Annotated in this window: 11 protein-coding genes, 2 tRNA genes, 2 rRNA genes and 1 other RNA gene; all 16 read right to left on the bottom strand. The window is 47.0% G+C overall.

All coding sequences use genetic code 11. The annotated features are described in order from the left end of the window. Positions 1-91: 91 nt before the first annotated feature. Positions 92-167: transfer RNA gene (locus V6668_RS00690), tRNA-Ala, on the bottom strand. Between the two features lie 22 nt (positions 168-189). Continuing rightward, a tRNA-Ile gene (locus tag V6668_RS00685) sits at positions 190-266 on the bottom strand. A 36-nt stretch (positions 267-302) separates the two neighbouring features. Further along, positions 303-419 (bottom strand): 5S ribosomal RNA (gene rrf / locus V6668_RS00680). A gap of 105 nt (positions 420-524) precedes the next feature. After that, positions 525-2077 (bottom strand): 16S ribosomal RNA (locus V6668_RS00675). Positions 2078-2425: 348 nt separating this feature from the next. Then, a complete protein-coding gene (locus V6668_RS00670) occupies positions 2426-2695 on the bottom strand; it encodes a pro-sigmaK processing inhibitor BofA family protein (RefSeq protein WP_338707472.1) in 270 nt (89 codons plus the stop codon). Positions 2696-2729: 34 nt separating this feature from the next. Further along, entirely contained in the window at positions 2730-2957 is a 228-nt protein-coding gene (locus tag V6668_RS00665) for a DUF2508 family protein (protein WP_051447031.1), read from the bottom strand. Between the two features lie 232 nt (positions 2958-3189). Further along, the gene (gene recR / locus V6668_RS00660) at positions 3190-3789 is read right to left on the bottom strand and encodes a recombination mediator RecR (protein ID WP_036607246.1); all 600 of its coding nucleotides are present in this window, start codon (positions 3787-3789) and stop codon (positions 3190-3192) included. A 36-nt stretch (positions 3790-3825) separates the two neighbouring features. Continuing rightward, positions 3826-4137: a YbaB/EbfC family nucleoid-associated protein gene (locus V6668_RS00655; protein ID WP_036607248.1), complete on the bottom strand. Its 312-nt coding sequence runs from the start codon at positions 4135-4137 to the stop codon at positions 3826-3828. 41 nt (positions 4138-4178) lie between these two features. Further along, positions 4179-5924: a DNA polymerase III subunit gamma/tau gene (dnaX, locus tag V6668_RS00650; protein WP_338707471.1), complete on the bottom strand. Its 1746-nt coding sequence runs from the start codon at positions 5922-5924 to the stop codon at positions 4179-4181. Positions 5925-6098: 174 nt separating this feature from the next. Then, an RNA gene (gene ffs, locus V6668_RS00645) (signal recognition particle sRNA large type) lies at positions 6099-6366 on the bottom strand. 147 nt (positions 6367-6513) lie between these two features. Then, entirely contained in the window at positions 6514-6711 is a 198-nt protein-coding gene (rpmE, locus tag V6668_RS00640) for a 50S ribosomal protein L31 (protein ID WP_036607255.1), read from the bottom strand. Between the two features lie 102 nt (positions 6712-6813). Further along, entirely contained in the window at positions 6814-8088 is a 1275-nt protein-coding gene (locus V6668_RS00635; protein ID WP_047841136.1) for a radical SAM protein, read from the bottom strand. Positions 8089-8184: 96 nt separating this feature from the next. Beyond that, the gene (gene rho, locus V6668_RS00630) at positions 8185-9510 is read right to left on the bottom strand and encodes a transcription termination factor Rho (RefSeq protein WP_036607258.1); all 1326 of its coding nucleotides are present in this window, start codon (positions 9508-9510) and stop codon (positions 8185-8187) included. Positions 9511-9975: 465 nt separating this feature from the next. Continuing rightward, on the bottom strand, positions 9976-11229 hold the full coding sequence (locus V6668_RS00625) for a UDP-N-acetylglucosamine 1-carboxyvinyltransferase (RefSeq protein ID WP_338707470.1): 1254 nt from the start codon (positions 11227-11229) through the stop codon (positions 9976-9978). Positions 11230-11376: 147 nt separating this feature from the next. After that, complete coding sequence (gene fba / locus V6668_RS00620; RefSeq protein ID WP_036607263.1) at positions 11377-12231, bottom strand: class II fructose-1,6-bisphosphate aldolase; 855 nt, start codon at positions 12229-12231, stop codon at positions 11377-11379. A 260-nt stretch (positions 12232-12491) separates the two neighbouring features. Next, a complete protein-coding gene (locus V6668_RS00615) occupies positions 12492-12878 on the bottom strand; it encodes a response regulator (protein WP_017691292.1) in 387 nt (128 codons plus the stop codon). Between the last annotated feature and the right edge of the window lie 169 nt (positions 12879-13047).

Here is a 13047-nt window from a genome sequence, read left to right as displayed (position 1 = left end):
TTTACACAAGATCAGCTTAAAGGAATGTTCTAATTCGCGTTTGTTTCGTTTCGATATCTAGTTTTCAAAGAACAAACTTGTAAAACATTTTTGGTGGAGCCAAGCGGGATCGAACCGCTGACCTCCTGCTTGCAAGGCAGGCGCTCTCCCAGCTGAGCTATGGCCCCATATAAAGTTTAAAGGTATAGATGGTGGGCCCTGGTGGACTCGAACCACCGGCCTCACCCTTATCAGAGGTGCGCTCTAACCAACTGAGCTAAGGGCCCACATTACATATACTATTTGAACCCAAAATGGGTTACGCTTGGCGGCGTTCTACTCTCCCAGGACCCTGCGGTCCAAGTACCATCGACGCTGAAGGGCTTAACGGTCGTGTTCGGGATGGGAACGTGTGGAACCCCTTCGCTATCGCCACCAAACGTTTGAGAGTTTAAGCTCTCAAAACTGAGCAACGAGTGAGTAACTAGCCAACCTGGCTAGATTTTGTATTTGAATGTTTCCACTCGGGAAACGATTCTCCATAGAAAGGAGGTGATCCAGCCGCACCTTCCGATACGGCTACCTTGTTACGACTTCACCCCAATCATCTATCCCACCTTCGGCGGCTGGCTCCTTGCGGTTACCCCACCGACTTCGGGTGTTATAAACTCTCGTGGTGTGACGGGCGGTGTGTACAAGACCCGGGAACGTATTCACCGCGGCATGCTGATCCGCGATTACTAGCAATTCCGACTTCATGCAGGCGAGTTGCAGCCTGCAATCCGAACTGAGACCGGCTTTGTTGGGATTGGCTCCATCTCGCGATTTCGCAGCCCGTTGTACCGGCCATTGTAGTACGTGTGTAGCCCAGGTCATAAGGGGCATGATGATTTGACGTCATCCCCACCTTCCTCCGGTTTGTCACCGGCAGTCTATCTAGAGTGCCCATCCGAAATGCTGGCAACTAAATATAAGGGTTGCGCTCGTTGCGGGACTTAACCCAACATCTCACGACACGAGCTGACGACAACCATGCACCACCTGTCTCCTCTGTCCCGAAGGAAAGATACATCTCTGCATCGATCAGAGGGATGTCAAGACCTGGTAAGGTTCTTCGCGTTGCTTCGAATTAAACCACATACTCCACTGCTTGTGCGGGTCCCCGTCAATTCCTTTGAGTTTCAGTCTTGCGACCGTACTCCCCAGGCGGAGTGCTTAATGTGTTAACTTCGGCACCAAGGGTATCGAAACCCCTAACACCTAGCACTCATCGTTTACGGCGTGGACTACCAGGGTATCTAATCCTGTTTGCTCCCCACGCTTTCGCGCCTCAGCGTCAGTTACAGCCCAGAGAGTCGCCTTCGCCACTGGTGTTCCTCCACATATCTACGCATTTCACCGCTACACGTGGAATTCCACTCTCCTCTTCTGCACTCAAGTCACCCAGTTTCCAGTGCGATCCGGGGTTGAGCCCCGGGATTAAACACCAGACTTAAATGACCGCCTGCGCGCGCTTTACGCCCAATAATTCCGGACAACGCTTGCCCCCTACGTATTACCGCGGCTGCTGGCACGTAGTTAGCCGGGGCTTTCTTCTCAGGTACCGTCACCTTGAGAGCAGTTACTCTCCCAAGCGTTCTTCCCTGGCAACAGAGCTTTACGATCCGAAAACCTTCATCACTCACGCGGCATTGCTCCGTCAGGCTTTCGCCCATTGCGGAAGATTCCCTACTGCTGCCTCCCGTAGGAGTCTGGGCCGTGTCTCAGTCCCAGTGTGGCCGATCACCCTCTCAGGTCGGCTACGCATCGTCGCCTTGGTGAGCCGTTACCTCACCAACTAGCTAATGCGCCGCAGGCCCATCCCCAAGTGACAGATTGCTCCGTCTTTCCAGTTCTCTTCAGGCGAAGAAAACAATTATTCGGTATTAGCTACCGTTTCCGGTAGTTGTCCCAAACTTGAGGGCAGGTTGCCTACGTGTTACTCACCCGTCCGCCGCTAACCATCCAAGAAGCAAGCTTCTCTTCAAGTCCGCTCGACTTGCATGTATTAGGCATGCCGCCAGCGTTCGTCCTGAGCCAGGATCAAACTCTCCAATAAAGTATTGAAAAGAGCGATAAGCTCATTTTGAATCTGACGAGATTAAAAATCTCAATTGTGCTCCAGTCGATTCAAGCCAAGGCTTGTCTCAAACTTTTGCGTTCATTCTGCAAGCAGAATGTTTACTCACTCGTTGTTCAGTTTTCAAAGATCAAACTCGTTTTTTCGTCACCATTTTCTCTCAGCGGCGACTTTTATAATATATCATACTTCGTTTGTTTTGGTCAAGTGTTTTTTTGAAATTCTTTTTCGAAGTTCGTAATGAACTCCTTGATTTCATCTAAAGCATCTAACCAAGCAAGCAAAGCAACGAGATATAATGTACCATATAAATATCCTGCGAGTCAACTATCCGAACAAAGAAATTTTCAGCCCTAATAATAGCCCCACACCTGGCAATCCCAAAACAGTTACAGTCCCTATCGTTGCAGGGTTCAGCGGGATGTAGGTTCCTGTAATCCAGCCGGAATAATTCACGATATATATCCCTACTGCAGCCAGCACCAGATGAATTCCTAATGACGTGAAAAATGATAACCCTATCCGCTTTCTGAATAAAATAACGATAAGCCCCAGTAACGATATAACCAATACACTTCCCAGTATAATACTCTTCATATGTTTCACCTCCGTGTTTAATGTAAACGTGACTCTACATACTAACCCCTCGCTGTGATGTAACATCATCATTAGCTCTGGCTCGCTTTGCTCTTCTCAAGTGGATCTGGTACTTCCGCTCAGCTGCCTCCAATACATAAATAGCATAATCAATCTCATCCTGTCCCTGTGCATCTTCAAACTGTCTCATAGCCCGTTCCCATTCCTGCTTAGCCATCTGAATATCTGCATAGATCTGATCCGCCTCAAGTTCCTTCAACATTCTGTTGTGTTTCTCTACCGAGTTCCGTGTGTTTCGCCACAAAAACATAATCTCTCCCCCTCCTGATCAGCACAGCATATTCTCATACTTATCAGGGAAAGGACAAACTTAGAACTCGGACATTCATTTTTTCCATAAAAAAAGAGAGCCCTAAGGCTCTCTTTGCATATCGAAACTTATTTAGCATCCGAAGTTTCCAAGGAAGTCCGCTGCGTAATACAAATTGATCACACTAACGCATCTCCCTGCGACCTTCCAACGCTTTGGAAAGGGTCACTTCATCCGCATACTCAAGATCGCCACCTACAGGCAATCCATGCGCAATACGAGTCACACTGATCTCAAACGGACGCACCAACCGGGAGATATACATCGCTGTAGCCTCACCCTCAATGTTGGGGTTCGTTGCCAAGATGATCTCTTTTATACGTTCATCACTTAATCGAACCAGGAGTTCCTTCAAACGAATATCGTCTGGGCCAATTCCCTCCATAGGTGAAATCGCGCCCTGTAACACATGATAGTACCCATCGAATTCCTTGGTGCGCTCCATGGCCACCAGATCTTTCGAATCCTGAACTACACAGATAACAGATACATCCCTGGACTTATCCTGACAGATGCGACATGGGTCCGTATCAGTAATATTACAACATACAGAACAGTAATGAAGATTACGCTTCACACTAACGAGCGCTTTGGCAAAATCGATAACGTCATCTTCCTTCATGTTAAGCACATGAAAAGCTAAACGCGCTGCCGTCTTGGGACCCACACCCGGCAACCGGGTGAAGGCATCAATCAGCTTGGCTATTGGTTCGGGATAATACAATCGATTGTGTCTCCTTTGACAGGATCAATTTTTTAATTAAAATAATCCCGGAATATTCATGCCGCCTGTGAACTTGCCCATATCCTTGTTGGCAATCTCATCGGCTTTGGCCATTGCATCATTAACAGCTGTCATAACGAGATCTTGCAACATTTCAACATCTTCCGGATCTACCGCTTCAGGTTTGATCGTGATAGCAAGCAATTTCTTGTGTCCGTTAACTTCAGCCGTCACTACACCGCCACCAGAAGTACCTTGGACTGTTTTGTCCGCCAGTTCCTCTTGTGCTTTCAGCATTTGCTCCTGCATTTTCTTCACTTGTTTCATCATTTGGTTCATGTTGTTCATAATTGTTCATCTCCTTTGTTATGGTTATCGCGCTATGCGCATTATTCTTTGATCACTACAAGGTCCTCACCAAAGAGCTGGATCGCTTCATCAATCCAAGGCTGTTTGTTGCCTGAACCGCCGTCTTCATGCTCAGGTTCAAGCTTAAAGTCCTCCTTTGGCGCTTCAGAAGCTCCCTCCATTGCTCCGGTCCAATCTTTGAGCATCATCGTCACCAATCGTGCAGGTCGCCCAAGCTGTTCGGACAACACCCGCTCAATGACTTCACGGTTAGCCTGCTTCTCCGTTGTTTCACGGTGAATGTTGTTTTTAAAAGCAACCAATACATTGTCTTCAAGCAATGATACCGGCTCACCATCCACAAACCAGGCGTGAACGGTAACCCTCTCTTCCTTCACTCGTTGCAGGATCTGACTCCATTTTTTGCTGATATCTGCGAACTCAGGGGCTCCCTTGCGCGCAACATACTGATCCAACTGTGCAGGAAGCTTCGCAGGCGAATTGCCTCTCGATACAGGGGCCCTTGTTGCCGGACGAGATGGAGCACTCGATGCACCTTCTCCACCAGACAAACCACTTTTCAATGCACGATCCAACTTCTTCTCCAACTCAGCAAGCTGCTGCTTCAAGCGGTTGATCTCCCCCCCATCAGCAGGTGCTGCATGAGCTGAAGCTCCCACCTGAACAGAAGCCTCACCTTGAGCTGGAATACTACACAGTTTAAGCAATGCAACTTCAAATAATGTCTGTGGTTGTACTGCATATTTCATTTCACTCTGGTACCGATTAAGGGTGTCGATCATATGGAACAATTGTTCCTTGGTGAATGACTCCGCCATATCACGGAAAGACTCCGGATTAAGCACCCGGTCCGTCAGTTTGTCTGCATCAGGTACCATCTTAATCATAAGCAAATCACGGAAATAATACAGTAAATTCTCCATGCACTTGTCTGCACTCTTTCCTTCATGCATGAAACCTTCAATCATCTGCAAAATATGACCAACATCACCCTTGAGCAGCGAAGCAGCCAGTTTGGCAAATTGCTCTGAAGCAATCCCACCGGTCATGTCCATAACCTGCTGGTACGTTACTCGTCCATCCGTAAATGAAGAGATCTGATCCAGCACACTAAGTGCATCCCTCATTCCACCGTCCGATAAACGGGCAATGTATTGGAGCGCATCCTGGTCAGCTTCCATGCCTTCCTGTTCACAGATCAGTGTAAGTCTTGCTGTCTGCTCTTCCAGGGATACCCGGCGAAAATCAAATCGCTGACAGCGCGATATAATGGTAGCCGGAAGGCGGTGCGGTTCCGTTGTTGCCAAAATAAACATCACATGTGGTGGTGGCTCTTCCAATGTTTTGAGCAAAGCATTGAATGCCTCCGTTGTCAGCATGTGCACTTCATCAATAATATAGACTTTCTGCCGGACTTCGGTTGGCGCATATTTAACCTTTTCCCGAAGATCACGGATTTCTTCAACGCCCCGATTGGATGCAGCATCAATCTCTTGCACATCCATCACAGCGCCAGTCGTAATTCTGCGGCAAGCTTCACACTCGTTACAAGGTTCAGGCGCAGGCCCACGTTCGCAGTTCACAGCTTTGGCCAAAATCTTGGCGGCACTTGTCTTTCCCGTTCCTCTGGGCCCGCTAAATAAGTAGGCATGGGAAGTCCGCTGTTCACGAATCGCGTTCTGCAAGGTCTGAATAATATGCTGTTGCCCCACCATATCTTGAAACGACTGGGGACGCCAAGCCCGGTATAACGCGATATGCTCCATGATGCGTTACCTTCCTTCCACTTCGCATTCGAGTCCTTTGTCGTTCCCCTATTATACTATATTCTAGGGTGAATCCAAACTTTATCTGACTCATTCATGCGTGGTTTATTAAGACATATCAAAAAGACCTCTGCATACATACAACTGCAAAGGTCTCTACATTTAAAAGGTAAGCCGTGCACCTGCTATCGATATTTGCGATCCAAGTGGCACCCCTGAACAATAGCTCGGGCTAGGCAACCCTCCGGCACAAGAGTGATCTCACTTATGGCTGCTTCCTTCCGGACCTGACCAGGTTCATGAGTACTCATTGCGGAGGACCCAACCGTCAACACCACGTTTAGGGACCAAACCTCACATCGGCAAAACCTCTAGCAGGAATTCAACCTCGCTATAGCGGATTGCGAGTTACAGGGCACCGCTACCTCCCCATCTAGCACGGTAAGAAATAGTATAACGTAAGGTTATCCAAATTGCAACCAGAGGAACGTGAATGCGATTATGATTAACATATAACATATAAAAACCCCTGCCAGATCAGCAGGGGTGTGTTGGATGCAATTAGCAGACAACTCCAAGAATTGTCCAATTAGATTCCGTATTTCTTTTTGAAACGATCAACACGGCCGCCAGCATCGATAAACTTCTGTTTACCTGTGAAGAACGGGTGGCACGCGGAGCAAATCTCTACACGAAGTCCGTCTTTAACCGAACCTGTCTCAAAAGTATTCCCGCAAGCGCAAGATACTTGACCAATCGTGTAATTAGGATGAATTGCTTCTTTCATTACCTTTCACCTCTTTCCGCCCTGAGCCTCAAGCGGACCCAGAGTAAATGGCACAACCCTGAGATTATAACACGACCTCGCGCCTGTTGCAATCCATTATTGTTAAGAGGTAATCAACCGTTTTGGACGTGCCATTCCAGCGGGTGGAACATGGGTATACGATCCGATCACAACACCAGGCAACTCGTCTTCAAAAATCTCAATCATCTGCTTCATGCCCAAGATATCACCTTGAGCAGGAGGAATTAATTCCAGATAGCTCTCTGGATCAATATTGAGATTACGCATCTGAATCAAGCGTAGATCGGTTCTTCTTGCAAACTCAATCATCGCCTCAATCTCTTCTTCACGATCTGTTACGCCTGGGAAGATCAGATAGTTAATGGACGTGTATACACCCTGCTGCGCTGCGTATTTCATCGACTTCTCAACATTGGCTAAGGTATAACCACGTGGTTTATAGTAGGCGTTATAATGGTCATCCAGTGCACTAATTGTACTTACGCGCATCAGATCCAATCCAGCATCTACAATACCTCTAATGTGATCATTCAGACCGGCATTGGTATTAATGTTGATATACCCCATGTCCGTTACGGAACGCACTTCGCGAATCGCTTCAATAATCAGCTTGGCCTGCGTGGAAGGCTCCCCTTCACAACCTTGTCCAAAACTAATGATGGACTCCGGCGTCTTCAGGTGTTCCAGCATAACCTCCACAATCTCATCCACACGTGGTCGGAAGTTCATACGTGTCTGCGGGGAAACAAAGCCACTATCATCCGGTTGCTCGGAGATACACCCGAAACAGCCCGCATTGCAAGAATAGGATACCGGCACTCCACCTTCCCAACGATTCAGGAACGTGTTTGATGAAGTTAGACATTCATATCCAAGCGCACAGTTGGATAGATGGGTGTAAAGACGGTTCTCGGGGTATTGCTCCGTCAATCGTTTGACCCCGGAACGCACATCGTCACGATCACAGTTGAGTGGATTCCATTTTTCAGGACTATCCGACTTCGAAGCGGTGACATAGAAACCGCCATCTTTCCAGACTACAGCGGAATAACCGAACAAAGGCAACTTATACTCCTTATCCGTCTTCACGTATCCAGGGAGACACAAACGAGTGAATCCCTGTGGAAGCAAAGCACCTACAGCCTGTGTGTCCGTTGGCATTGGTAGCATCTCACCGGTATCCGGGTCCATACCAATGGGCCGGGTGCTCGGGAGTCCAACCAACGTTGCACCTTCTGGCAGAGGAATCAACTCATCCTCCATAATCTCAACGATCATATCTCCACTGCGGGCAAGCCCGTACAGGGAAGGATGATCAAATACATTACCTTTTTCATCTGCGTATACTAAATACATGATGTTCTCCTCACATCTAATGGGTTAAACCTAACGACGAGTGTATTGTAAAATTCACAGCAACGCTGTAAAAGTATGTTATTGGTCGAACGACACTTAAGTCGATGTACCTGACGTTGCTGTCTGTCTAGGTGAGCGACGGGTTGTTGTTGTACCCGAATTGCTTGTCGGGCTATTACCAGCCGAATCAAATGCCGCCAAAAACTCTGCATTTGTCTTGCTGTTACGAAGTTTTTTCAGGAATCCTTCAACAAAGTCATGGGAATCATTCATGTTTTTACGAATTGCCCAGATTGTATCCAACTCTTCCTTGCTCAGCAACACTTCTTCACGACGTGTACCCGAACGACGAATGTCGATCGCCGGGAATATGCGGCGCTCTGCCAGACGACGGTCCAGATGGAGCTCCATGTTACCTGTACCCTTAAACTCTTCATAAATGACGTCATCCATACGTGATCCCGTATCAATTAATGCCGTTGCCAGGATCGTCAAGCTTCCGCCTTCCTCCACATTCCGGGCAGAACCGAAGAAACGTTTCGGACGATGGAACGCAGCTGGATCAATACCACCACTAAGTGTACGACCGGATGGTGGAATAACCAGGTTATATGCACGGGCAAGACGCGTAATGCTATCCAGCAGGATAACAACATCCTTTTTGGCCTCAACCAGACGAAGCGCACGCTCAAGCACCAATTCCGCCACCTTGATATGATTCTCAGGCAGTTCATCAAATGTCGAAGCCACAACTTCCCCTTTTACCGAACGCGACATATCCGTTACTTCCTCTGGACGTTCATCAATCAACAGGACAAACAGTTCAATTTCAGGATTGTTAGTTGAGATGCTGTTGGCAATTTCTTTGAGGAGAAGCGTTTTACCCGCTTTGGGAGGTGCTACGATCAATCCGCGCTGTCCCAATCCTACCGGGGCGAGCACATCCATAATTCGTGTGGACAAATGGTTGGGGGATGTTTCGAGAACCAGTTTTTTCTGCGGATACAGTGGGGTTAGTGCCGGGAAGTGAAGTCGCTCTGCAGCCGCCGATGGATTCTCACCATTTACAGCGTTGACTTGCAACAAACCGAAGTATCTCTCGTTTTCCTTAGGCGTTCTACACTTACCTGATACGAGGTCACCTGTTCTTAGGTCAAACTTGCGAATCTGAGAAGCTGAGATGTAGATGTCTTCCGTACTTGGCAAGTAGTTGATCGGCCGAAGAAATCCGTAACCTTCAGGTAAAATCTCGAGTACGCCTTGCATGAACATCAGGCCACTCTGTTCAGCTTGTGCACGCAGTATAGCAAAGATTAATTCTTTCTTTTTTAACGTACCATAGTACGGTATCTGATATTTTTTGGCCAGTTTGTAGAGGTCCGTTAGTTTCATTTCTTCCAAATCGGAAATTTGTAGATCCATATAATAACCACCTATTCAATTAATAAGTCCGTGTGAAATGGATAGTTTCGCTAGATGTTCCGGCTATAGAGAGCGGCGTCTGCCACAATCCCTTCTGTCCATTGTACGGAATGTAACCGTTATAATGCAAATACTTGTCTTTGAGTGTAAGTTTCCGGGTGGGATGGCCAACATTCGGCAAGATCCGCTATTGAGTGAACGATGCATTGAGGCGATCAATCCGGATAGACCGGCTATGGAGCGCAGTTCAAACAAAACCGGGGGTTGGGGATGAGAAATGATGTTCTTACAGCCATATGAAGTTTATTTCAAAAAAAGACCCTCCGGTAAAGGAAACAGAAACATTTCGTCTTATGCCGGAGAGACTGAGAACTCTATTAAAACAGGTTTACCTAATCATCAAAAAGATATGCAGTTCAGTTAAAATAAACATGTGTAGGACCGAATCATGCATAATGCTTCCTATTATTCAGTTTCCCGCCATACATCTGCACCGAGCAGGCGCAGATTAGTCACCAGATGATCATAACCGCGGTCGATATATTCGACCCCCGTTACTTCAGTCACACCTTCACTGACGGTGAGACCTGCAATCACCAGCGCTGCTCCAGCGCGAAGATCGGATGCTTTTACTTTGGCCGCGTTTAATGCACTGCCTTCAATAATCGCTGACCGTCCTTCTACTCGAATCTTTGCACCCATCCGCACTAACTCAGGCACATGTTTGAATCGATTACTGTATACAAAGTCGCTCAGGACGCTCACACCGGTTGCCTGTGTTAAAACACTAGTCATTGGTGACTGTAGATCCGTTGGGAAACCAGGATATACAAGTGCCTTCACGTCCACATGGTTATAGCTTGGTTTACCAATGACACGTATACTTTCATCCAATTCCTCAATGCCAACACCCATTTCTAGCAGCTTTGCCGTTAAAGCTTCCAGATGTTTGGGAATCACATTGTCAATCAGAACATCTCCGCGCGTCGCCGCTGCAGCGATCATATACGTACCTGCTTGGATACGGTCCGGAATGATGGAATGACGGCAGCCTTTAAGCTCCGAGACCCCTTCAATACGGATCGTTTCGGTACCTGCACCCTTGATGCTGGCACCCATGGAATTCAGAAGTGTTGCTACATCTATAATCTCAGGCTCTTTAGCCGCGTTTTCGATAATTGTAGAGCCTTTGGCACGAGTAGCCGCCAGCATGATATTAATGGTTGCGCCGACACTGCTTACATCAAGATAGATTTTTGCTCCGCGCAGCTCTTTGGCATGCAAATGAATGGAGCCATGTTCGTTTGTTACGGTTGCGCCAAGCGCTTCAAACCCTTTGATATGTTGATCAATTGGACGAGGCTCAAAATTACAGCCCCCTGGTAAACCTATGGTCGCTTCTTTGAAACGCCCTAGCAATGCACCCATCATATAATACGAAGCACGAAGCTTCTTCACGGGACCATTCGGCATAGGAATGGATTTAATGTCAGAAGGGTCAATCTTCATCTGACTGCCTTCCCAAGTCACATGTGCTCCGAGTTCCTCCAAAATTTCTGCATAAACCGCCACGTCACTCAAAAGCGGCAGGTTGTCCAACACGACTTCTGACTCGGCAAGCAATGCTGCAGGAATAAGCGCAATGGCGCTGTTCTTGGCGCCGCTTATAGTTACAGTTCCCTGTAACGGACGTCCGCCACTAATCATCAATTTTTCCATAAAGCTTAATGTCCCCCTACGTGTTTTGCAGCCGATGAACGGCAATACGTGCTGTTGGCTTCCGATGTAGAAATAAGGTGTGAAAATGGAAAGACACCGGCTAGGCGGTGTTTTTCCATTTCACAGTATGGAACTGGTAAAGATAAATTACGCTTTGTTGTTAGAACCAAACTCGCGGATTTTACCTTTAACGGTTTCTTTAATTGCTTCACGGCCTGGTACGATGAATGTACGTGGATCGTAAGCGTCTGGTTTAGCTGCAAGCACTTCACGAACCACTCTTGCAAAAGCAATTTGGTTCTCTGTGTTTACGTTGATTTTGGACGTACCCAGAGAAATGGCTTTGTCGATGTCGTGTTTAGGAATACCTGTACCACCGTGCAATACGAGTGGAACTTGTACCGCGTCACGAACTTCTTCCATTTCTTTGAAGCCCAGGTTAGGCTCGCCATGGTAAGGACCGTGTACGGAACCAAGAGCTGGTGCCAATGTATCGATACCTGTTTCTTTAACGATACGGATACACTCGTTCAAGTCAGCGTACATGATACCGCCGATAACGTCGTCTTCTTGTCCGCCTACAGTACCTACTTCAGCTTCTACAGAAACGCCTTTAGCGTGTGCATATTCAACAACTTTTTTAGTCATTTCGATGTTCTCATCGATAGAGTGGTGGGAACCGTCGATCATTACGGATGTGAATCCAGCGTCGATCGCTTCTTTACACTTGTCGAAGCTTGAACCGTGGTCCAGGTGAATTGCAACTGGAACAGTGATTTTCATGTCGTGAATGAGTCCTTCTACCATTTTAACTACAGTGTAGAAGCCACCAATGTGACGTGCTGCGCCTTCGGATACACCCAAGATTACTGGGGATTTCTCTTCTTCAGCAGCACCAAGAATCGCTTGAGTCCACTCAAGGTTATTGATGTTGTATTGACCAACTGCATATTTTCCTTCAAGTGCTTTGTTCAACATGTCTGTCATAGATACTAATGGCATGGTTTCAATCCTCCTAGGGGTTTGGGTTGTGTCTATGGTTTTTAGCCGAAATCACATACGGGCTTATTATACCACATCCCATGTCAAATACTAAACAAGCATTTGCAAAAATGCTGTGCTTTGCAGCACAGTTTTCATAGACACCGCTTTATAACTTCCCCATTTCCAATATTCCCCGGATAAAGGAGTGAAATACCTCATTTTCCCACCAAGTACCTTGTATGTTCTCCACACGCAAAAAAATCCTGTATCAACAGGATTCAGCTGCATTTATTGGCGGTACCGTTGCGAAGTTGCATATTCACAGCCACTCGCATCTCGTCGATATCAAACGGTTTCGTAAAGTGCATGAGCGCTCCGAGATCCGTGGCTTCCTTAATCATGTCCAGTTCACCATAAGCGGTCATCATGATCACCTTGATACCCGGATCAATTTCTTTAATATGCTTCAGGATTTCCAGACCGTCCATCCCAGGAATCTTCATATCGAGCAATACCAGGTCAGGCTTGTCATTATTCACAATCTCCAGAGCAACCTTGCCGTTGGGTGCTTGAAACGTGTTATACCCCTCACTGCTGAACACTTCCATTAACAGGATTCGAATACCATTCTGGTCATCAACAATCAAAACTTTTTTATCTTCCACTCTGTAACCTCCTAGAATTAGGAAAGCATGCACACCTTCGAATCTGGATAACTATCCCATAGTCGTCATGATAAGTATTCTACCTCTTCCATTAAAATCCTGCTACCTTCACAAAATGACAAAAAAGCATTCCCACCTGCTCTTTACGCAAAAAAAAGGGGATGTTCAG

The organism is Paenibacillus amylolyticus, from assembly GCF_036894225.1.
Lineage (GTDB): Bacteria > Bacillota > Bacilli > Paenibacillales > Paenibacillaceae > Paenibacillus > Paenibacillus amylolyticus.
The sequence above is the reverse complement of the archived record's forward strand: the minus strand, read 5'-3'. Positions and strand labels throughout refer to the sequence as shown.

What these genes read in the sequence shown, in the direction of transcription:
- V6668_RS00665 (WP_051447031.1), bottom strand. Translation starts at nt 2,957, where the DNA reads ATGTTGAAGGAACTTGAGGCGGATCAGATCTATGCAGATATTCAGATG.
- rpmE (WP_036607255.1), bottom strand. Translation starts at nt 6,711, where the DNA reads ATGAAAGAAGCAATTCATCCTAATTACACGATTGGTCAAGTATCTTGC.
- V6668_RS00670 (WP_338707472.1), bottom strand. Translation starts at nt 2,695, where the DNA reads ATGAAGAGTATTATACTGGGAAGTGTATTGGTTATATCGTTACTGGGG.
- V6668_RS00625 (WP_338707470.1), bottom strand. Translation starts at nt 11,229, where the DNA reads ATGGAAAAATTGATGATTAGTGGCGGACGTCCGTTACAGGGAACTGTA.
- fba (WP_036607263.1), bottom strand. Translation starts at nt 12,231, where the DNA reads ATGCCATTAGTATCTATGACAGACATGTTGAACAAAGCACTTGAAGGA.
- V6668_RS00655 (WP_036607248.1), bottom strand. Translation starts at nt 4,137, where the DNA reads ATGAACAACATGAACCAAATGATGAAACAAGTGAAGAAAATGCAGGAG.
- rho (WP_036607258.1), bottom strand. Translation starts at nt 9,510, where the DNA reads ATGGATCTACAAATTTCCGATTTGGAAGAAATGAAACTAACGGACCTC.
- dnaX (WP_338707471.1), bottom strand. Translation starts at nt 5,924, where the DNA reads ATGGAGCATATCGCGTTATACCGGGCTTGGCGTCCCCAGTCGTTTCAA.
- V6668_RS00635 (WP_047841136.1), bottom strand. Translation starts at nt 8,088, where the DNA reads ATGTATTTAGTATACGCAGATGAAAAAGGTAATGTATTTGATCATCCT.